The sequence below is a fragment of the Vibrio sp. V43_P6S15P86 genome (assembly GCF_009904725.1).
Lineage (GTDB): Bacteria > Pseudomonadota > Gammaproteobacteria > Enterobacterales > Vibrionaceae > Vibrio > Vibrio diabolicus.
The window spans coordinates 1-21,350 of sequence record NZ_WXWT01000349.1; the positions used below are offsets into that span (position 1 = coordinate 1).

Consider the following 21,350-nt stretch of genomic DNA (forward strand, 5'->3'; position numbering starts at 1 on the left):
CTTATAAACAGTCTCTTATAAACACTTTTTATATACGAATAACGACAAAACGGTATGCACATGTTTAAACGTAATCTTATCTCTTTGGCTATCCTGGTTGGTCTGACGGGTGGCTTGGCTGGCTGTAACAGCGACAACGATTCTTCCTCTTCACTGCCTGGCGATCCAATTGTTGATCTCGCGGTGTTGAAATACGTCGATCCTATGATCGGCACAGCAGCTTCTGGTCATACATTCCCGGGGGCGACGGTACCGGCAGGTATGGTTCAACTGTCTCCAGATACTTTCATCGGCTCTAACACAGACCACGAATCAGGGCTTAACCCTTGGCACTCGGCTTCTGGCTACTGGGATTCATCTAACTACGAAACTGGCGAAGTGGTTAACACTGACGTTCCGCTGTACGGCTTCTCCCATACTCACCTTTCAGGTACAGGCGCAACAGACTTAGGCGACATCTTGGTTCTGCCTTACGCAGACATGGCGAACACACAGCTGAACTCTTTCGACAAAGCCAATGAAGAAGCAAGCGCAGGCTACTACAAAACCAAGCTAAACCAAGGTCAAATCGAAGTAGAACTAAGCGCAACCAAACGCGTTGGTTTGCACAAATACACCTTTGCTGGTGGCGCTGACCGTAACGTGAAGTTCGATTTAGGTCATACCCTAATGAACAACAACGGCAAGTCTTTGAAGAACAAAGTAGAAGTGGTAGACGAATACACCATTCGCGGTCGTAAAACCTCAACAGGCTGGTTCCAAGGGCAAGATCACCAAGGTCAGGACATCTTCTTCTACGCGAAATTCAACCAACCAATCGCCAAAGCACTGTTAGGCGAACAAGACCTAGAACCAACGCGCGAAATGCGTAATGGTGCGGTTTACTCAGGCGATGATCTGACCGCTTACCTAAACTTCGGCACAGGCGAAGAGCCAATTGAAATCCGCGTCGGTATCTCTCCAGTTAACTGGCAAGGCGCACAGAAAAACTTAGAAGCAGAAGCACCAAGTTTCGATCTAGCAAAAGTAAAAGAAGACGCAGAATACGCGTGGGCTGAGAAACTAGCAAAAATCAAAGTTGAAGGCGGCACAGACGCAGAGAAAACCAACTTCTACACTGGCATGTACCACATGATGATCGCACCAATCGAGTTCTACGATGTGGATGGTCAATACGTGGATATGCTTGGCACAGTGCGCACACTGAAAGATGGCGACACACCAAACTACTCGATTTACTCAACGTGGGATACGTTCCGCGCGGTTCACCCAATGTGGACCATCATCGACCCAGATCAAGCAACGCTTTACGTGAAAGACTTGATTCGTAAATCCAACGACGAGTTTGGTTTATTGCCGAAATGGGAAGGTCACGGCTCAGAAACTGGCACCATGATCGGCTACCCATCGGCAGCGATTCTAGGCGATGCGGTAACCAAAGGCTTGATTGATGCAGAGCAAGCTTACACCGCATCAGTGAAATCAGCGCGTTACACACCGCATGAGTACCCACAGATTCATGACGACATCCTAAGCTCACTTATGGCAGGTCAGTTGAACTACCACGAGAAAGAACAGTGTGTTCGTTACCCGAACTGGAACTCAGTATCGTACTCGTTGGAATTCTCATTCTACGATTGGACGATCGCAGAAATGGCGAAAGCTGCTGGCGATATGGACGCGTATGAAGAGTTCAAAGCTCGTTCTTACAACTCTTTGAAACACTGGGATGCAGAAGCAGGTAACGCAGACAGCACGGGCTTCTTTGTACCAACAGAACTGAAAGAAGGTGACCCATGTGCACTGAAATACGCTTCAACTGACTTCGACCCTTACAAATCTGACGCGTTCTACTACACAGAAGGTAACGCGTGGCAGTGGCAATGGGCGTTCATGCAAGACTTAGACAAGCTGACTGAAATCATGGGCGGCACGCAAGGTCTGAACGACAAGCTGAACAACCTATTTACTGCCGATCCAAATGGCGGCGAAGCGCACCAAGACATGACAGGCTACATCGGTCAGTACATTCACGGTAACGAGCCTTCGCACCACGTCATCTACTTGTACAACCGTACTGAAGAGTCTTACAAGGCACAGGAATACCTAGACCAAGTTTACGACCAGTTCTACAAACCGACGCCAGACGGCATCATCGGTAACGAAGACGTAGGTCAAATGTCGGCGTGGTACTTGATGTCAGCACTGGGCTTCTACCAAATCTCGCCAACCGATCCAACCTACAGCATCGGTCGTCCAATCTTCGACAAAGCGACGGTAGACATTGGCTCTGGCACCTTCACGGTAACGGCTGAGAACAACGGTCCAGACAACATGTACATCAAAGAAGTAACCATCAACGGTAAGCCTTTGGATGTGTACAACACCTTCCAGCACAGCGAATTCAAAGCAGGCGGCGAACTGCACTTCGTGATGACAGCTGACAAGTCTGAAGCAATGCAAGCCAACCTAGGCGAATAATGATTTTGAGGGGACCTCGTGTCCCCTTTTCTCGTGGAATAAAAACAATGAAACTAAAAAGAACCCTACTCTCTACTGCAGTGTTAACCGCCATGCTTGGTCTTGCTGGTTGTGGCAGCGACTCTGATCCAGAAACTCCAGTTATCTCTACCCCTACTTTGGAATTCGTTGATACCTTGATCGGCACTAAAGGTCTTGGCAACGTCAACCCGTCTCCAGTGATGCCAGAAGGTATGATTCAACCGTCACCAGATAACTTCGATCCAAACGGTTGGAATGGGAAAGGCTCGCCTGTTGAATACGATCCTGTGCACAGCCTGCTTTCTGGCTTCTCAATGACCCACATTTCCGGCGCAGGTAAAGGCGACCTAAACGACTTCGCATTCTTGCCATACACAGGCTTTAATACCGATGCCGTGACCATGGATAAAAGCTCGGAAGTGGCAGAAGTTGGTTACTACTCGGTTGACCTTGTTGAAACAGGTGTAAAAGCAGAACTGTCGGCAACCGACCGCGTGGCGTTCCAACGTTATACCTTCAAACCGGGTGAAGACCGCAAAGTGCGTATCGACCTGCAACACGAACTGTTGGAACAATACGGCAACCACTCTCGCAGCATCTACTACAAACGCGTTAACGACACCACAGTCGTAGGCGCGCGTACCTCAAACGAATGGGGTCAATGGCAAACCGTGTTCTTCGCAGCAGAATTCTCTGATCCAATCATTGAAGAGAACCTGTACACCAAGCTGGCTTCTGAAAGCAAACTGACTCCAACCGACGCTACCGAAGTCGGCTTGGAAGATTACCGTGGTTACGCAGAGCACAAACCAATGCCGGGCGAACCAGAACCTGACCCAGAACGTTTGGCAAAACGCGCAAACGATGTCCTGACGCATTTGAACTTTGGTAAAAGCGATGAGCCATTGGTGGTCAAAGTAGCGATTTCTGGCACTGGCGTTGACGGCGCACTGAAAAACCTAGAAGCAGACACTAACGGTTGGGACTTCGACAATGTCGTACAACAAAACCGCGTGGCTTGGGAAAATATCCTTGGCGAGTTTGAGCTGGAAGGCGGCAACAAAGCCGACAAGACCATGTTCTACACCTCGCTCTACCGTACGTTTGTTGCTCCATTCCTATACCAAGACGTGGATGGCAAATACCGTGGCATGGATGGCAAAGTACACCAAGCAGAAGATGGCTTAGTGAACTACTCAGTGTACTCAATGTGGGATACCTTCCGCGCGGCACACCCACTGAAAACCATCATCGATAAAGACCGCGCGATTGAACACGCACGCGATCTATTGAACAAATACCAAACGGGCGGCGTGCTGCCAAAATGGGAACTGCACTCGGATTACACCGGTGAAATGGTCGGTCACCCTGCGGTCTCGGTTATTGCCGATATCATGGTCAAACACCCAGAAGCTTTTACTGCTGCCGAGTTTGATTTGGCACTGAAAGCTGCTGACGAAACGGTCAACTTCAACCTTGATAAAACAGAGAGCTGGGTGCCTTACCAAGACGCGTGGAACGGTGACAAACGCTTCACGGTCATGACCCGTCATAACGACTACCAAGAAGACGTCGGCTTTATTCCAGCTAACACCAAATGGGCGCCGGATTCTGGTGACAAACCGGGTTACGTGGAAGGCTTGAAAGTCGATAAGTACGACGAGCTCGTGAACGAGTCGGTGTCTTACGGTCTTGAGAACGCATACTACGACTGGTGTATCGCTCAGATCGCTAAACTTGCGGGCAACGACCAGCAGTATGACCGCTACATGGCGCGCTCAGAATCGTTCAAGAACTACTTCCATTACAACCCAGAGCAATACGGCAAACTGCAAGACACCAAAGGCAACGCATTGGGTGCGACGGGCTTTATGCGTCCGGCTTACATGAACAGCGGCAGCAAAGTTTGGGCAAACAACCTGAAAGCCGAATGTTTGGACGAGAACATGGCGTTGTCTATCCCAGACGGTATGGACTACAACGCCTGTAAAGACCGCAAAGCGCTGAATGAAAGTGACGTGTTCTGGCCTTACCGTGCTGAGCACCGAGGCGAAGACTTCACCGAAGGCAACACGTGGCAATGGACATGGTTTGCACCACACAACTTGAACGGTCTGGCCAACGTGATGGGTGGCGAGCACATCGACCGCACTGACTTCTCTCTTCCTGAAGACGTAACCGAACAAGGCAAAGCGGCATTCCTCGCTAACTTAAATGCGCTGTTTAATGCGGACTCCAACGCCGATACGAGCCAATCACACGACATGTCGGGTTACATCGGTCAGTTCGTGATGGGTAACGAGCCTGATCACCACGTGCCTTACCTCTACAACTGGACGGCAGAGCCTTGGAAGACACAAGAAATCGTCGACCAAGCGATGAACGAGTTCTACCACCCAACGCATGAAGGTCTAATTGGCAACGAAGACGTCGGTCAGATGTCGGCGTGGTATGTGATGTCTGCATTGGGCTTCTACCAAGTCACGCCGGGCGAAGCAAGTTACACCATCGGTCGTCCTCTGTTCGACAAAGCCGTGATTCCAGTCGCGGACGGTAAATTCACCATCACCTCAGAAAACAACAGCCAAGAGAGCATCTACGTGAAGTCGGTGACCATCAACGGCAAACAATTGAGTGGCAACTTCAGCTTCGCGCACAGCGATTTGAAAGACGGTGGTGAACTGCATTTCGTCATGACTTCAGACAAATCTGAAGCGATGAAAGCGCTGTAGCTGACACCCACTCAAATAACACCCCCAAACTACTTGGCGTTGTAACTAGGCGACATCGTTGCAACGTCAAGTGGGGCGGGGATAAAGGGGTACACCCTCGCCCCTTATTTTCTGTAGAACCTTCACTTCTGTGGAACCATAAAAATGAAACTAAAAAGAACCCTTATCTCTACCGCTATTCTCGCTGCCATGTTTGGTCTTGCTGGTTGTAACAGTGATGACGACAACAGCAAATCTGGAACACCATCCCTCGACACCACGCTAACCCAATACATCAATCCATTGATTGGTACAGGCGCAGATGGTCACACCTTCCCTGGGGCGGTTGTGCCTTACGGTTTAGTGCAACTTTCTCCTGATACCGAAATGGAAGGCTGGGGCTCTGCCGCCGGTTACTTCGACCACGGCAAGTTGACTGAAATCCCAGTGTATGGCTTCTCCCACACTCACCTTTCTGGCACAGGCATTACCGACCTTGGTGATATCTTAGTTCTGCCTTTCACCAAGAAAGAAAACGCCGTTTTCAACACCTTCGATAAAGACAACGAAACGGCAGAAGCGGGCTACTACGCAGTTGAACTGAACAAAGGCGAAATCAAAGCCGAGCTAACCACCACGCAACGTGTTGGCTTCCACCGCTACACCTTCAAAGAAGGCACTACGCCACACATCAAGTTCGATTTAGACCACACTCTCAATAAAGGTCACTTCAACAACCGCACCATGAAGGGTGATTTGGAGTTCATCGACGCTTACACCATTCGCGGTTTACGTAGCTCGAATGGCTGGGCGAACAACCAGCACGTTTACTTCTACGCCACCTTCAACCAACCTATCGTCAAAGCCATTGCTTTGGTTGACGGCGCAGAAACCGAAATCGATGTAAACAACGACAACATCGACGCAGTGAAAACCATCGCTTACCTAGAATTCGCACCATCATCAACACCGTTAGAAATCCAAGTAGGCTTGTCACCAACAGGCACGGAAGGTGCAGAGAAGAACCTAGAAGCAGAAGCAAAAGACGTGTCATTTGATACTGCGCGCGCTCAAGCCAACGACGCATGGCACCAAGAGCTTAGCCGCATGATGGTATCTGGCGGCACGGAAGATCAGAAAGAGATCTTCTACACTGCGCTTTACCACGCCTCTATTGCTCCAATGATTTTCCAAGATGTCGACGGCCAATACCCTGCGATGCGTACTCGCATTCAAAAAGACGCGGGCGACACACCAAACTACTCCGTGTACTCCATGTGGGATACTTTCCGTGCAGCGCACCCACTGAAAACCATCATCGATCCAGAACGTGCCGAAGAGTTTGCCAACGACCTGATTCGTAAATACGAAGACGGTGGCATCTTGCCGAAATGGGAACTGCACAGCCATTACACGGGCACTATGATCGGTTTCCCTGCGGTTTCTATTATTGCTGACGCGATGGCGAAAGGCTTAGACATCGACCCACAACTGGCCAAAGAAGCGGCTGAGTTTACGGTGCGTTACCACGAGGCATCTGAATTCCCAGATTGGACGGAAGACAACAACATCGGCGCAGCAAACGTTGTGCAAGTGAAGGTGTACGAAGAAAACGGCTTTGTTCATCACGGTTACTGGAACAGTGCGTCTTACACGCTTGAGTTTGCATATGGCGACTGGGCCATGGCAGAAATCGCGCGCATGGCTGGCGATGTAAAACTGCAAGAAGAGTTTATGACTCGTGCCGACAACTGGCTTAACCATTGGGATGCAGAGACAGGCTTCTTACGTCCGAAAAACCACCCGCTAAGCTCATCACCAAACAAACCGCCTTTGGAGTTCAACCAACCGATTGATGAAGAGCGTTTGGATGAGTGTGAAATGGTTGAGTGGCCAGAAGGCTCAGGTGTGATGAAAGAGAAATGCCCATTGCTACCATTCGACCCTTACTACGTGGACGAGTTTGCCTACACCGAAGGGAACGCGTGGCAATGGAAGTTCCAACCAATGCACGATTTCAACCGTCTGAAACAAGAAATCTACCAAGCAGACTTGGCGCAAGGCAAAGACACCACACCAGAGAAAGCCTTCCGTGAAGACTTGGACGAACTATTCAACGCGCGTTCTTCAAACACAGGTGAAGAGCTGCCAGATCTAACGGGTTACATCGGTCAGTACATGCATGGTAACGAGCCATCGCACCACATTCCTTACCTATACGCGCTAACGGATGAGCCATGGAAAGCGCAAGAGTACCTAGACCGCATCATGTCAGAGATGTACACCAGCGAGCCAACTGGCTTGATTGGCAACGAAGACGTGGGTCAGATGAGCTCTTGGTACTTGATGTCGGCAATGGGCTTCTACCAAGTGACGCCTGCGGATCCGGTCTACACCATCGGTCGCCCTATGTTTGATGAAATCACCATTCCAGTGGAAGGCGGCGAGTTCAACGTCATTGCAGACAACAACAGCCCACACAACAAGTACGTGAAGTCCGTAACCATCAACGGCAAACCGCTGGATGCCAACTTCACCTTCAAGCACAGCGAAATCAAAGCGGGCGGCGAGCTTCACTTCGTCATGACGGGTGACAAGCAAGAAGCGCTTCAAGCTCAGTAACGTTTTATGTAATTCGTGTTTAAAGAATAAGCAGATAGATTAACTCAGTGGCAGGAAGTGACGCGCTTCCTGCCTAAGGAATCAAGATTATGAACTTTACGAAAACCGCTATCGCCACCGCAGTGATTGCGAGTGTTATTGGTTTGGCTGGCTGCAACGATGACGACGATAACACCTCACCAAGCGTCGATACTTCCAACCTAAAATACGTCGACCCATTCATTGGTACCGGCTTTAACGGACACACCTTCCCGGGTCCTGTCGTGCCAGAAGGCATGGTACAACTTTCTCCAGATACCGAGCTGATCGGCTGGCACTCTTCATCAGGTTACCACTTTGATAAAAAGACCTTATTTGGCTTCTCCCACACTCACCTATCTGGCACGGGTATGGGCGGCTTAGGTGACATTTTGTTCCTGCCGTTTACCGAAGACAAAGCCAAGTACATAGAAGACAGCGACGACTACCGCGAAGCGATTTCGGTCAAGATGGACAAAACCTCAGAAGTGGCAGAAGCGGGTTACTACTCTGTGAAGATTGCAGAGAACGGTATCAAAGCTGAACTTACAGCGTCTGAACGTGTCGGCTTCCACCGCTACACCTACCCACAAGGTCAACCACAACGTCTGAAGATAGACCTCAACTCCATCCTTAACAGTGATTGGGGTTCGACCTCTCTGCGCAACAAACTGACGGTGAGCGAAGACGGTCATACCATCACGGGCGAGCGCGATGCAGCACACTTCTCTGGTTGGGCGAAAAACCAAAAAGTCTTCTTCTATGCGACTTTCGATAAGAAGATCAAAGACGTCTACATCCTTGCCAATGGTAAGCCTGTTGACGGCCTAACGGCAGAGCACGTTTCTGAATTGATTTACGATGACCAAGGTAATCCTGTTAAGCGTGTCAAAGCGGACGTCACTGCCTACATCGAATTTGAAGATGAAGGCTCACAAGAGTTGAATGCGCAAGTGGCGTTATCTGCGGTTGACCCACAAGGCGCAGAAAACAACTACGATGCCGAAGCGAATGTCTCTTTCGATACTGCGCGTAACAATGCACGCGAGAAATGGGCTAAAGCACTCAACTTCTCAATTGAAGGGGGCACGGAAGATCAGAAAGAGATCTTCTACACTGCGCTTTACCACACCAAGATTGCGCCTATGGTGCATCAAGACGTGGATGGTCGATTCCGTGGCATGGGCAAAGGCTCGATTCGTGAAGGCGAAGGGGAATACTCCATCGCTTACGGTCAAGCAACGGAAGAACAGCCAAACTTCTCGGTTTACTCTCTATGGGATACCCAACGTGCATTACACCCACTAAAAACCATCACAGAGCCAACTCGCGCGGTGCAATACGCGAAGAACCTAGTTCAGAAGTACACTGAAAGCGGCTTGCTGCCGAAATGGGAGCACTTAGGTGACGAAACAGGCACCATGGTTGGCTACCCAGCGGTAGCAGTGATTGCGGATGCAATGACCAAGTTCCCAGAAGAGTTTACTCAACAAGAGAAAGAGCTGGCGCTGAAAGCCGCGATCGACTCTTCGACTTACGGCAACTACCCGGTACTGCAAGCCGATTGGGATCAGGGCGTATTGGATCGCACTTTAACCAAGCACATCGACTACATTGAGAAAAACGGCTTCACGCCTGCTATCCAGCGTGTCGATGGTGAACCAGTATTTGAAGACTACACGGTTGAGTCTGTTTCTTACGGTCTAGAAAACGCGTTCTACGATTGGGCTATCGCACAAATTGCCAAAGCAGCCGGTGATACTAAAGTGGAAGAGCAATACCTTGAACGCTCAAAAGGCTACAAAAAATACTTCGATTACAACCCAACAGAATACGCAGAACATGGCGTGACGGGCTTTATGCGCCCAGTGATGATTGATGAAACCTTCATGACGCCATTCGACCCATACGGCACAGAACACGAAACAGGCAACTACACCGAAGGTAACGCGTGGCAGTGGACTTGGTTTGTACCGCATGACATCGCGGGCTTAAAAACCATCATGGGTGGCGATGCTGAGTTCCAGAAAAACCTAGAAGCAACCTTCACCGCAGAAAGCCAAGGCACTGAAACACCGGATATGTCTGGTTTGATTGGTCAAGTTGCGTTTGGTAACGAGCCTTCACACCACATTCCTTACCTATTCAACTGGACCGCAGAACCATGGAAGACGCAACAAGTCGTCGACCACATTCTTGATGACATGTATTTCGCTGCCCCAGAAGGCGTAGTTGGTAACGAAGACGTGGGCGCCATGTCCGCTTGGTATGTGATGTCTGCATTAGGCTTCTACCAAGTGAACGCAGCAGAACCTATTTACACTGTGGGTCGTCCGCTATTCGACAAAGCGGTGATTCCGGTGAAAGGCGGCACGTTCACCATCACCACAGAGAACAACGCCGATGACAACATGTACATCAAGTCTGTCACCATCAATGGCAAAGCTTTGGATAAAGGTTTCTTCTTCGACCACTCCGAGTTCAAACCGGGTGGCGAGTTGCACTTCGTGATGACAGGAGAGCAATCTGAAGCGATGAAAGCGCCTCAATAACCTTCACTTGAAATGTGTTCCTCAGGCCAAATCAGTCTGAGGAACATAAGCTCAAATCAATCCCTTCCACTAATGACAGTGTCATTTCTGCTGCCGAAACTTCTTTGCAACCCGATGAATTTTGTCCGCACCACAACGGCGTAAATTCATCTCGGTTTTGCTTCTCCATAAGCGCTCTTAACTGAGTCATTTCAATGGACGCATATGGGAATTTCGGCGCAGACTCACAGATGTAACCTAGCTCCGACATCGCGCGATTCACAATGCCTCGTGCTGGCCTGCCCGAGAAAACATTGGTCACCGCCGTATGCTGCGCGCGCTCACTGGCAATGGCATATCGATGTAAAGACGATGTTTTCGCCTCATCACACAACAAATAGGCGCTGCCAACCTGCACGGCACTTGCCCCTAACTTCAGCGCGGCTTCTACACCATTTCTATCGGCAATTCCTCCTGCTGCAATAACAGGCAAATTCACGCGCTTGACGATTTGCGGTAACAACGCCATCAAGCCTAATTGAGTAGATAAATCATCCGGTAAAAACATGCCTCGGTGTCCACCTGCCTCCAAGCCTTGGGCGATAATGCCGTCAACGCCTTTTGCTTCCAGCCATAGTGCTTCATCCACCGTGGTCGCTGTCGAAAGGATCTTCCCTCCCCAACCTCTAATTCGCGCTAACAAGTCATCGGCAGGCAAACCAAAGTGGAAACTGATCACTGGCGGTGCAAATGGTTCAATCGCGTCAGCAATATCATGATTGAAAGGCATCCTTGTCGGAGCGTTTGGCTGAGCCTGTACGGTTGCACCAACTTCAGCAAAATACGGTTGCAGCGTTTTTTGCCACTCTTCGTGCTTGTTAGCGTCGTATTCCGGCATTTCATGGCAAAAGAAGTTGAGGTTGAATGGTCGATTGGTCGCCTGTTGAATAAGTTGAAGTTCTTTAACGATGGCGTCTTTATTCAGCATTCCACAAGGTAACGAGCCAAGCCCGCCAACATTACTCACTGCAATGGCCATTTGGCTATCTTGCACGCCAGCCATTGGGGCTTGAATAACCGGTAACTCTGTCCCCAAAAGTGCATTAAATGCGTTGTTTTTCATCGTTCTTCCTTGAGTTCGTCCAACTGAATTTTTGTTGTTTTATGCGAGTTTTCACTAGTGCGCATCAATATGTCCACTATCTCATATCGGCTAATTTTCACCCAACTGCGTTGTTATTTCTGTGCACTCAACGCCCACTCAAAATGATATTCCGCGTCAATTAGCGATTACTGACATGAATTTATGTGATCCAATTCAATCGCCTGAGTTACGTGCTTTTTTAAAGTTGCTCTGTTTCGCGAAACCTTACTTCTTACTCAACTTTTACCGGATCAACTATGAAGACATTTTCTAAAAAGCCGTTGCTGTATGCGTTAGCGGCGTTCTCTATCGGTGTGTCATTTTCTTCCTTTGCGGAAATTCGCAACGTCACGTTGCTGCACACCAATGACATTGAAAGCGTTTATGAGCCCGTTGACGCATTTTGGAATCCAGACATTAGCCGCATTGGCGGTATTCCTTACCTTGCCACACTGATCAAACAAACCCGCGCGCAAGAGGAGACCAGTTTCTTGTTCGATGCGGGGGACATTTTCACTGGTTCACTCGCGAAAAAAACGCAAGGCAAGCTCTCTTTCGATTTGTACAGTGCGATGGGCTACGACGCGATAACACTCGGTAACCACGAATTTGAATACGGCTGGCAAACCTTGAAAGAGAACATGCCAAGAGCCGCCTACCCCGTGCTCAATGCCAACATCAAGTTTGAGCAAAACAATGCGCCTTTTGCTTCGCCATATACCATTGTTGAACGCGATGGCATTCGTGTCGGTGTGATTGGGGTAATGGGCGTTGATGCCTTCTACAACACCATGTGGAAAGGTAATCGCAAAGGGCTGACTATCGACGATCCAATCAAAACCACTCAGTTCTGGGTTGATAAGATCCGCGACGAAGTGGACATGGTTGTCGTGCTCACACACCAAAATAAAACGGCACCAATGCAAACCGACAAAGAAGCCGATCCCGAAGTGCAACGCGGCTTTGATGAAGATTACGACATGGCAGGCAAGCTAAAAGGGGTCGATGTGATTTTTGGCGGCCACTCTGACCATGGCTTATGGAAGCCTGTCGTGCATCCAAAAACGGGCACAGTTATCGGTCTCACTTTCGGTCAAGGTAAATACTTGGGTTACACTAAATTTGCAGTAGACACCGAAAAGCACGACGTAAAACTGCTGGACGGAAAACTGATCCCTGTCGAGTCAGACAAGCTTGAATGCGACAAGAAAACCAGCGATCTTATCGCCAATGCTCGCAAACAATACCCAGAGCTTGGTCAGCAGTTGGCAACCATTAATGACACGGCGTACCGACGTTATTACCGCGAATCCAACGTAGGTAATTTAGTAGCAGATATGATGCGCGAAGCCGCTAAAGCAGATGTGGGTATGATCAGCTCGGGCAGTATTCGCGTTGACCTTAACAAAGGCCCAGTAACGATGGAAAACGTAATGGATCTTTTCCCATTCACAGATAAACTTTCCGTCGTAAAACTCAACGGCGCACAGTTGAAAGAACTGTTGGAGTACAGCTACACCTTGCCTTACGGTCTGGCACAATTCTCCGGTATTGAAGCGCACTACGACAACGCAAAACCGCAAGGTAAACGCCTGCTCAGCCTGAACGTAAATGGCAAACCAGTGAACGACTCGCAATCATACAAAGTGGCCACTTACTCTTACGCAGCGAGCGGGGGCGACGGTTATCATGTATTTGAAAAAGGCACGTTAGAGTCGCAAGGTGATTCAGTCACCCAAGTATTGATTGACCAATTTAAAGCCAAGAAAGACGTTATCGTTCCGGCGCTGGGTCGCCAAGTGGATGTCAGTGTCAAAGAGTGAGTCTCTGACAAATAACCTCAAAGGATAAGCACCATGACTTTTCGTCGAGAATACAATGGCTGTAAATCATTTGGCTGCCCTAATTGCGGCGTACCTGATCTCAGTTTGTATTCGCGCTCAAATCGGCTTGGCTACGATGCGTGGCATTGCCCTGAGTGTGGTGCTTATCCTCCGGTTTTGATTAACGAGCCGATACTCGCATTGGCTCATCAACTACAACAGCAAACCTTTGAGTTGAAGCTATTGCCTCATTGCGAATGCCGATTACCTGCTTGGCAACGTTACGGGAGAACCGCCGTCGGTAGCCCAAGAGTAAAGTGTCGCTGCTGTCAAAAAACCGCAACGCTGCTGAACCCGAACAAAGAATCCCACACACTCCAACCACTGCTTGATGCTCTATTGGCCGAGGTTTCACCCAAAGATTTACAGTATAAATTGGGCTTGAATCATCGCCGTTTTTCACAATATCTTGAACGTTTGGCAAGTATGCTGGACACTTTTAGTCGCTTATACGAACGTCACTTATCGTTCTCGAATATCCAAACTCGTTCCTTTGTTCAAGTGGCGCGCTCTGGTTTTCGCCACCATGGTCGAGAACAACGTGCAGCGCATATTTGGACACTATGCAGCGCCGATGCCCAAACGGGTTACGTGCTTTTGCTCAGTGACAACGCTTGGTTTCCTCAGACAGAGATGTCAGAGCACGTCATTCCTCAACCGCTTTGGGAGCAAAGCCGTTACCAATTAACGCAGCAAGAAGAAGCGCCAAACGAATCAGATGTATTTCTCCAAGCACAGCGCACTTACGACAAAATTCTTAGCCGCAGCCAATTTGACCAACTCGCTTACTGCGATGGTTCGCACGCGAAATCAAAAGAAGTGCTACTCACTCGCCCAGTTTTTGCTGCGCACGCGCACATGCAAAACTTGGCGAAATACTTTGCTAACAAAGTGCCAAAACGCTTTGTCCTCGAACATGAAAGCTTTTTACGAGGGGCAGCGATCACCGCTTTTACCTCCGCCATTAAGCGGGGCACGACGCAACTCTATTATTGCCATATTGGACAAAGTGAGGAAAACCTGAGCTTAAATCGTGCAAAGCAAAAGATGAGTTGGTGGGATGAAACGTGGCGTCGTGGAAACATCCAAAATCAATATGGGAGTTGGCAAGTGGGGATGGGTTGGCTGACTCCAAAAAGCGCAAGACCATCGGAATCGATAGACGAATTAATCCCGACACACCCGAATTGGAACAGCGAGTTTTGGAACCGTTATACCCAATGGTTACCACCAAGCTACGCTGCCCACTTGAGTTTGCAGCGCATTAAACAGTGGCAAGCGATTTATCGATTTCTCTATAACTACTCAGCCATGCAATCACCACCAAAAGTTGGGGTGGATGAGATCGACCTGTCTCGCGTCGATAGCATAGCCGAATCAATCAACCGCTCGGTAAACGCTACTGTACACCTTTGAACGCTCGAACAAGAAGGCTTCATCAAAACCGATGTTGTTTGAATATGCTGGATCTAAGATTCGACTTTTAGCCATTAGCCAAGTGATTCAATGGGAATGATTTGCCGAAACTTAGCATGAAGATCTGTAAGCGCGGCTTCAACATCCGGTTCTGCTCGGCTTAAATGTGCGATTAGCGTCATGAAGTAGCAGTCAAAAATCAACGGCATTTTGTCTTCAAGCACAGAACCTACGCTCGCAGATTGAAACAAAGCTTGGTTAAACGACTGGTAATAATCCAAATCCCAAATCACCTCTTTCAACAAGGCTCGGCTCAACTCGACGTTCGCAAAATAGTAGCGATAGTATTTCTCCGTCAGCGCCAAACCAATGTCGATAGCTGTCTTACCTTCCACACTGACTAGCGTCTCTTGGCTGATCTGTTGCAGTTGCGTCAGCATCCCTTCGCGCAAAATCGACAGTTTGGTCGGGAAGTGGCTGAACACCGTACCATCGGCGACTCCTGCTTCTCTCGCAATCTGCCTTGTGGTCGTCATGTCATAACCATTCTGAGCAAAAGATGCCCACGCGGCTTTTAGGATTTTGTCTCTGGTTTGTTGTCGCTTCGTCATTGATGTGTCTGCTTAATGAGCCTGAAAGGATCATACCTTGAGCGGCTGACATTGACAAATTGAGCGCGCTCAATTTTTATATAAAAACAAAAGGAATCGCTCATGTACGTATTAAACAAACTAGGCCAAGATTGATTTTCTTGCCGACCATATTCTGCTTTTCTTATATTTTAAGACCAATATTGATGGTGATTCTCATACCTGGTGGACTCGCACTTTTGGCGTTAATCGGTGGGGCAGAAGTCAGAGCAGAACTCAAAGCCATGTTGCTTGAGGAGCTTTTTGGGGTCAGTCCATCACACACCACCTCGAAAAAGGCGTGAGTGCGCGAAAAACGTTGGCAAGGTTAAGTAAAAAAGAAAACGCGCAGATATCGAGCTCTCAATGCCTGCGCGTAGATGTGGTGAAAATAAGACTGGCGTTAGTCAGTATTCATGTTCTGACCAATTCGCCATAAAACGCCACTAGGGTCAAACAAACAACATTCGCGCATGCCCCAAGGTTGCTCGACCAGCTCAGTCAAACGCGAACCAAATTCTTCATGACCCACTTTGGATAAGTGCTGATGCCAGCTTTCTGCGTCTTCTACGAGCAAGTGCATCATGAAGTTGTTGCCATGTTCTGGCTCATAAAAATTCTGTAAAAGAAACGCGCAACTGCCTTGAGAGAAGTACGCCACATCACCGAAGTCTGACGCCATATCAAAGCCTATCGCCTCATAAAAACGTTTTGAGAGCGCGTAATCTTTCGCTGGCACAAATGATTTGATTTCAACAATATTGAGGTTTTCCATTTCCAATTTCCTAAGCCCTTATCCACCAAACTGACTGACGTAATCACGCTCTACGCCTTCTATTCGCCTTGCGAATTTTGCTGCGATGGTAGTGGTACACACTCTACCATTTGCGTTTGTAACCACGTGATGAATTTATGTTCGAGTTCTGTACGCTTTTTATCTTGGCTCAATAAAACATAATTGCAACCTGATAGCACAAAACCAAATGGCGCGACCAAATTACCGCGCTTAATATCGTCCATAACAAAAGGATACGATCCCATCGCCGCGCCTAAGCCATCCACCGCGGCTTGTATGCAAAAATAAAAATGCGCAAATGATTGCTGAGTGTTGCCGTTGAAGGTTTCACAACGTGTTGATTGCTGCCAATCCATCCAAGCATGCGGTCTAGTTTGGCTATTCAACAATCGAACTGCATCCAAATCGTCTTGAATGGATTGCCAATACTCAGGAGAAAATACTGGCCCCACCCACTCTTCCACAAGAATGGTTTTGTTGTAATCGTGATGCTGCGCAAAATCGTCTCGACGAATCGCCATCGAAAGCCCTGTCGAACCTAATGTTACCGGGCCACCAGCCGTCGACAAACGAACATCAGCACGGTGTTCATCATTAAACGCGGCCAACCTTGGCATCAACCAGCGCATGGTCAATGTCGGTTCACAAGACACTTCAAGATGCTGATGCTTCTCTTGAATAAGCGTATTCACGCCTGTTTCGAGCGTTTGGAATGCCGTTTTTGTGTATGTCTTGAGTAATTCACCTTCTGCCGTCAACACGGCTTTCCTGCCCTCTTTCAAAAACAAAGGTTGCGACAGATATTGCTCAAGTTGCTTGATCTGCTTACTCACTGCTCCGTGGGTGATGTTCAGTTTGTCAGCCGCTTCAGTGTAGCTTGAAGAGCTCGCCGCAACGTGGAAGACATAGAAAGATTTTAGGTGACGCATCTGTGAGTTTTTCTCACCAATATGGGAATATTTTTCGATTATAGTCAGTAACAAAGACGCATACAATTCCGCTACATCACAGACTTCATCATTCAAACAGGAAACCGATATGGAATTTGTAACTCTTGCGCTATTGGGCGTACTTATTGTTATTAGCCCTGGCGCAGACTTTGTTTTGGTATTAAGAAACAGTTTAAATCAAGGACGAGAAGCTGGCGTATACAGTGCGATTGGTATCAGCATGGCGATAAGCATCCACATCGCTTACTCCATGCTGGGGATCAGTTACTTAATTTCACAAAATGAATGGTTGTTTAATCTCGTGCGCTATCTTGGAGCCGCTTATCTTGTCTACCTTGGGATTAAAGGAATATTCTCCTCGCAACCTGCATCAAACTCAGAAACCGTTCAACAGAGCGAGTATTCAATGTGGCGATTTTTCATGCAGGGATTTCTGTGTAATTTACTCAATCCCAAGACGATGCTGTTTTTTCTGAGTATTTTTAGCCAAGTGATTTCTCCCGACTCTAGTCAGCAACACATCGCCTTGTTTTACGGGATTTATATGATTGCGCTGCATGGTATTTGGTTTTCTATCGTTGCTGTTTTATTCACGTCACCCAAGCTACAAGCCTTCTTGTTGAAGATTAAGCATCGACTCAATCAAGCATGTGGGGCGGGATTGATCATTTTCGGCGCAATGCTGGGCTTAAAAGCTTAATACGTTTGCGGTCAGATTTTGAACACAAAAAATGCGGCTACTGGAGCCGCATTACAATCCACAAACCTTAGGTCTGATAAGTGAAACGTTTATTGAGTGATAACGGTGAGCTTATCCCAATCAATCGTGAAGCGAATTTGCGCCTCAGTATAGTGGCTCGTTGTGCCTTGATCGTACCAGTTACACGCATTGCGAGAAAAACCTTCGTCAACTTCTTTCATGCCCGCTCGTGCAATCATCTCCGTTTTGGGCTCTTCTCCGCGCTCAAATTCTGGTGTGAACACGTACTGGAATTTCGGTTTGAAGCCGTAGATCAGACGCGGCAAGTTCTCTTCTGGTAATAGGTTTTCGTTTGAACAACCTGTGTAGTGGTAAACACCCGCCCATTTACCGTAGTACTGGTAGTCGTTGGTGTAAATCTGACTAAGAGAGGTGGTCCACTTAACGCCCATACCGCGTTCCATGGAAGCCTTTGGTTTGGCTGCGGTGACGTAATCCTTACTCGAGTAACGAGACGTATAAGCCACACCGAGATCGGTCGTCAACGAGCCAGAAAAACTTGGTGCCGAGCCCGGTGTTGCAGTCGCGGTTAAGCCGATAGACGGTGCAACCGTGGTTGTCGATACCGAAACATCATTGGCTTCGTTTTGCGGTGAGTAATCCTCACTGAATACAGGCGTGCCACCAGCTTGATAGATGTTGTAATCGAACGAAACTGGGTAGTTTTGAGTAAAACGGTCAACAATCGCTGCATCAAAAGTGTGTTTTACACCCGGCTTACCTGGTACATAACCATTCCCTAGAGTGATCACGCGAGCCGCTTTTTTGTCGTTCTTTGAGTTATGGAATAACTCAACCAGTAACTTCATCTGCACACGGCTACCACGAAACTCGTACGGGAAAAGCTCAGGCTCGCTTTGCATCACGACCTCATAACTTTTCTTCACGTAACCTTCTAGCGCGATATCATCAATCAAGACACTTTCTACAACCTTGTTATCAGAAGCAGCGGCAGTAGCGGAAATCCCTAACATTAAGGGAAGCAGTATTTTCTTATTCATTATTTTATTACCTTACTTGGGAACAGTCCCAATCCAAGCTAACACATTGAACAAGTAGCGACAATCAAACGAAAACGATTCACATTATCAATAATTTGACCTACACCCAGAAATGAAAAAAAACAGCCAACTTACGCTGGCTGTTTCGATGCAGTTAATGAATGACCCATGCGTCCCTTTTAAATAACTGAGACAGATCGATAGTGAATATCGTCACTGTCTGACGTTTAGGCAGAGCATTTTCGATCGAAAACTCTGGCCCAGCTGGAACGAGGGGGAAGTGAATAGCCGTCGGCCACGTTGACGAAGCTTCATTACCGCTCGGCTCAGATATTGAGAAAGAAAACGCGGGTAAACGGGTCATAACACTTACCTCAAATGACTGATTAGCGGGCTCAAGCGAGCCCGCTTAGGTTTTGCAATGTTATTGTTGTTCTAACGCCTACTTAATCACTAACGATTGGTAACGTTAGATATCAAGTTCTTTGTCTTCAACGTGGTTGGTGATCATCGCTTCAGTGGTGATCATCAAGCCAGCAACAGACGCTGCGAATTGAAGCGCTGAGCGTGTTACTTTCGCAGGGTCCAAGATACCCATTTCGATCATGCTGCCGTATTCACCTGTTGCAGCGTTGTAACCGTAATCGGCATCACCCGCTTTGACAGCATTCGCTACGACTGAAGCTTCGTCACCTGCGTTAGTTGCGATTTGACGGAGAGGCTCTTCCATCGCACGTAGCGCAACTCGGATACCCACGTTTTGGTCATCGTTGTCACCTTTTAGATCCGCTAATTCTTTCGCGATCTTAGTTAGGGCAACACCACCACCAGCGACTATACCTTCTTCAACCGCTGCGCGAGTAGCGTGTAGCGCATCGTCCACGCGGTCTTTCTTCTCTTTCATCTCAACTTCGGTTGCAGCGCCGATCTTGATCACCGCTACTCCGCCAGAAAGCTTCGCAACACGTTGTTGAAGCTTGTCTTTGTCGTATTGAGAAGTGGTTGTTTCGATTTGTTTTTCAATCGAAGCCACACGATCAGCAATCGCGCTTGCTTCTGCTGCACCACCCACGATGGTTGTTGTGTCTTTGGTGATGGTCACTTTCTTCGCGCTACCTAGTTGCTCTAGCGTTGCTTTTTCAAGCTCTAGGCCGATTTCTTCAGAGATGACCGTACCTGCGGTTAGTACCGCAATGTCTTCCATCATCGCTTTACGGTTGTCACCAAAACCAGGTGCTTTCACCGCCGTCGCACGCACGATGCCGCGCATGTTGTTCACAACCAATGTCGCTAGCGCTTCACCTTCGATGTCTTCAGCAATGATCAATAGCGAGCGAGAAGATTTCGCCACTTCTTCTAGCACTGGCAATAGCTCGCGGATGCTGCTGACTTTTTTGTCCACCAATAGGATGTAAGGGTTGTCTAGCTCTACGCTGCCATTTTCTTGGTTAGTGATGAAGTATGGCGACAAGTAACCGCGGTCGAATTGCATACCTTCAACCACAGACAATTCGTTGTCTAGACCTTGGCCTTCTTCCACCGTAATCACGCCATTGCGACCCACTTTTTCCATCGCTTCTGCAATGATTTCACCGATCGCGCGATCGCTATTTGCAGAAATGCTACCCACTTGGGTGATGGATTCTTTGTCGCTGCATGGCTTAGACATTTCACGTAGTTTCTCAACCGCCGCTTCAGTAGCTTTGTCGATACCACGTTTTAGGTCCATTGGGTTCATACCAGACGCTACCGCTTTAAGACCTTCGTTGATGAAAGATTGCGCCAGTACAGTAGCCGTCGTTGTACCGTCACCCGCTTCATCATTCGCTTTGGACGCCACTTGTTTCACCATTTGCGCGCCCATGTTTTCGAACTTGTCTTTCAGTTCGATTTCTTTCGCTACCGACACGCCATCTTTAGTGATCGTTGGCGCGCCGTACGATTTATCAAGCACAACGTTGCGGCCTTTAGGGCCTAGTGTCACTTTTACTGCGTCCGCCAGTAAGTTCACACCTTTCAGCATTTTTTGACGTGCGTCATTAGCAAATAATACGTCTTTTGCAGCCATAATTATCTCCTCAAAAAACTACTACAAAAATAATTACTCAACGATTGCTAACACATCAGATTCGGACAGAATCAAGTATTCTGCGCCGTCAATTTTCTCGGTTTTCACGCCGTAACCGTCATTGAAAATGATTTGGTCGCCCACTTTGACTTCCATCGCAGCGCGTTCGCCATTTTCAAGGCGTTTACCTAAACCAACAGCAATGACTTTCCCGCGGTTTGATTTTTTCACCGACTGAGAAGTTAAAACGATTCCCCCTTCAGATTTATTTTCCACCTCTTGTCTTTCAACAATTAGCTTGTCATTTAAAGGACGAATT

Annotated in this window: 15 protein-coding genes; 7 read left to right on the forward strand and 8 right to left on the reverse strand. The window is 48.2% G+C overall.

Annotated features, from left to right (window positions below):
- Nucleotides 1-60: 60 nt before the first annotated feature.
- The 4 genes from CAG69_RS15690 (at nt 61) to CAG69_RS15705 (ending at nt 10,405) form a co-directional block, all read left to right on the forward strand.
- Nucleotides 61-2,481: a GH92 family glycosyl hydrolase gene (locus CAG69_RS15690; protein WP_161445042.1), complete on the forward strand. Its 2,421-nt coding sequence runs from the start codon at nt 61-63 to the stop codon at nt 2,479-2,481.
- A gap of 47 nt (nt 2,482-2,528) precedes the next feature.
- Complete coding sequence (locus CAG69_RS15695) at nt 2,529-5,234, forward strand: GH92 family glycosyl hydrolase (protein ID WP_161445044.1); 2,706 nt, start codon at nt 2,529-2,531, stop codon at nt 5,232-5,234.
- A gap of 144 nt (nt 5,235-5,378) precedes the next feature.
- Complete coding sequence (locus CAG69_RS15700) at nt 5,379-7,835, forward strand: GH92 family glycosyl hydrolase (RefSeq protein ID WP_161445046.1); 2,457 nt, start codon at nt 5,379-5,381, stop codon at nt 7,833-7,835.
- A gap of 89 nt (nt 7,836-7,924) precedes the next feature.
- Nucleotides 7,925-10,405 carry a GH92 family glycosyl hydrolase gene (locus CAG69_RS15705; protein WP_161445048.1) on the forward strand — a complete coding sequence of 827 codons (2,481 nt, stop codon included), beginning with the start codon at nt 7,925-7,927 and terminating at the stop codon, nt 10,403-10,405.
- Between the two features lie 31 nt (nt 10,406-10,436).
- Here the strand turns inward: CAG69_RS15705 and CAG69_RS15710 are convergent, their stop codons facing one another.
- On the reverse strand, nt 10,437-11,507 hold the full coding sequence (locus CAG69_RS15710; protein WP_161445049.1) for an NAD(P)H-dependent flavin oxidoreductase: 1,071 nt from the start codon (nt 11,505-11,507) through the stop codon (nt 10,437-10,439).
- Nucleotides 11,508-11,785: 278 nt separating this feature from the next.
- On the opposite strand from CAG69_RS15710, the gene CAG69_RS15715 reads away from it, so the two are divergent.
- A complete protein-coding gene (locus CAG69_RS15715) occupies nt 11,786-13,351 on the forward strand; it encodes a bifunctional metallophosphatase/5'-nucleotidase (protein ID WP_161445051.1) in 1,566 nt (521 codons plus the stop codon).
- A 33-nt stretch (nt 13,352-13,384) separates the two neighbouring features.
- Complete coding sequence (locus tag CAG69_RS15720) at nt 13,385-14,827, forward strand: hypothetical protein (RefSeq protein WP_025442511.1); 1,443 nt, start codon at nt 13,385-13,387, stop codon at nt 14,825-14,827.
- A 74-nt stretch (nt 14,828-14,901) separates the two neighbouring features.
- Here the strand turns inward: CAG69_RS15720 and CAG69_RS15725 are convergent, their stop codons facing one another.
- From CAG69_RS15725 to CAG69_RS15735, 3 genes are all read right to left on the reverse strand, one after another.
- Nucleotides 14,902-15,438: a TetR/AcrR family transcriptional regulator gene (locus tag CAG69_RS15725; RefSeq protein ID WP_005463977.1), complete on the reverse strand. Its 537-nt coding sequence runs from the start codon at nt 15,436-15,438 to the stop codon at nt 14,902-14,904.
- Between the two features lie 421 nt (nt 15,439-15,859).
- On the reverse strand, nt 15,860-16,231 hold the full coding sequence (locus tag CAG69_RS15730) for a VOC family protein (RefSeq protein ID WP_005395273.1): 372 nt from the start codon (nt 16,229-16,231) through the stop codon (nt 15,860-15,862).
- 59 nt (nt 16,232-16,290) lie between these two features.
- A complete protein-coding gene (locus CAG69_RS15735) occupies nt 16,291-17,181 on the reverse strand; it encodes a LysR family transcriptional regulator (RefSeq protein WP_161445053.1) in 891 nt (296 codons plus the stop codon).
- A 109-nt stretch (nt 17,182-17,290) separates the two neighbouring features.
- On the opposite strand from CAG69_RS15735, the gene CAG69_RS15740 reads away from it, so the two are divergent.
- On the forward strand, nt 17,291-17,902 hold the full coding sequence (locus CAG69_RS15740; RefSeq protein ID WP_161445055.1) for a LysE family translocator: 612 nt from the start codon (nt 17,291-17,293) through the stop codon (nt 17,900-17,902).
- Between the two features lie 89 nt (nt 17,903-17,991).
- Here CAG69_RS15740 and CAG69_RS15745 read toward each other — a convergent pair whose 3' ends face one another.
- The 4 genes from CAG69_RS15745 to CAG69_RS15760 all read right to left on the reverse strand — a co-directional run bounded on the left by CAG69_RS15745 (nt 17,992) and on the right by CAG69_RS15760 (nt 21,349).
- On the reverse strand, nt 17,992-18,963 hold the full coding sequence (locus tag CAG69_RS15745; protein ID WP_161445057.1) for a leukocidin family pore-forming toxin: 972 nt from the start codon (nt 18,961-18,963) through the stop codon (nt 17,992-17,994).
- 154 nt (nt 18,964-19,117) lie between these two features.
- Nucleotides 19,118-19,327, reverse strand: a complete 210-nt coding sequence (locus CAG69_RS15750) for a hypothetical protein (protein WP_161445059.1) — start codon at nt 19,325-19,327, stop codon at nt 19,118-19,120.
- Nucleotides 19,328-19,432: 105 nt separating this feature from the next.
- Nucleotides 19,433-21,031, reverse strand: a complete 1,599-nt coding sequence (gene groL / locus CAG69_RS15755; protein WP_005395280.1) for a chaperonin GroEL — start codon at nt 21,029-21,031, stop codon at nt 19,433-19,435.
- A 33-nt stretch (nt 21,032-21,064) separates the two neighbouring features.
- Nucleotides 21,065-21,349: a co-chaperone GroES gene (locus CAG69_RS15760; RefSeq protein ID WP_337247420.1), complete on the reverse strand. Its 285-nt coding sequence runs from the start codon at nt 21,347-21,349 to the stop codon at nt 21,065-21,067.
- Nucleotide 21,350 lies beyond the last annotated feature (1 nt).

Coding starts and splice junctions, on each gene's coding strand:
- groL (WP_005395280.1), bottom strand. CDS start 21,031: ATGGCTGCAAAAGACGTATTATTTGCTAATGACGCACGTCAAAAAATG.
- CAG69_RS15705 (WP_161445048.1), top strand. CDS start 7,925: ATGAACTTTACGAAAACCGCTATCGCCACCGCAGTGATTGCGAGTGTT.
- CAG69_RS15730 (WP_005395273.1), bottom strand. CDS start 16,231: ATGGAAAACCTCAATATTGTTGAAATCAAATCATTTGTGCCAGCGAAA.
- CAG69_RS15715 (WP_161445051.1), top strand. CDS start 11,786: ATGAAGACATTTTCTAAAAAGCCGTTGCTGTATGCGTTAGCGGCGTTC.
- CAG69_RS15695 (WP_161445044.1), top strand. CDS start 2,529: ATGAAACTAAAAAGAACCCTACTCTCTACTGCAGTGTTAACCGCCATG.
- CAG69_RS15700 (WP_161445046.1), top strand. CDS start 5,379: ATGAAACTAAAAAGAACCCTTATCTCTACCGCTATTCTCGCTGCCATG.
- CAG69_RS15710 (WP_161445049.1), bottom strand. CDS start 11,507: ATGAAAAACAACGCATTTAATGCACTTTTGGGGACAGAGTTACCGGTT.
- CAG69_RS15725 (WP_005463977.1), bottom strand. CDS start 15,438: ATGACGAAGCGACAACAAACCAGAGACAAAATCCTAAAAGCCGCGTGG.
- CAG69_RS15735 (WP_161445053.1), bottom strand. CDS start 17,181: ATGCGTCACCTAAAATCTTTCTATGTCTTCCACGTTGCGGCGAGCTCT.
- CAG69_RS15740 (WP_161445055.1), top strand. CDS start 17,291: ATGGAATTTGTAACTCTTGCGCTATTGGGCGTACTTATTGTTATTAGC.
- CAG69_RS15750 (WP_161445059.1), bottom strand. CDS start 19,327: ATGACCCGTTTACCCGCGTTTTCTTTCTCAATATCTGAGCCGAGCGGT.
- CAG69_RS15690 (WP_161445042.1), top strand. CDS start 61: ATGTTTAAACGTAATCTTATCTCTTTGGCTATCCTGGTTGGTCTGACG.
- CAG69_RS15720 (WP_025442511.1), top strand. CDS start 13,385: ATGACTTTTCGTCGAGAATACAATGGCTGTAAATCATTTGGCTGCCCT.
- CAG69_RS15745 (WP_161445057.1), bottom strand. CDS start 18,963: ATGAATAAGAAAATACTGCTTCCCTTAATGTTAGGGATTTCCGCTACT.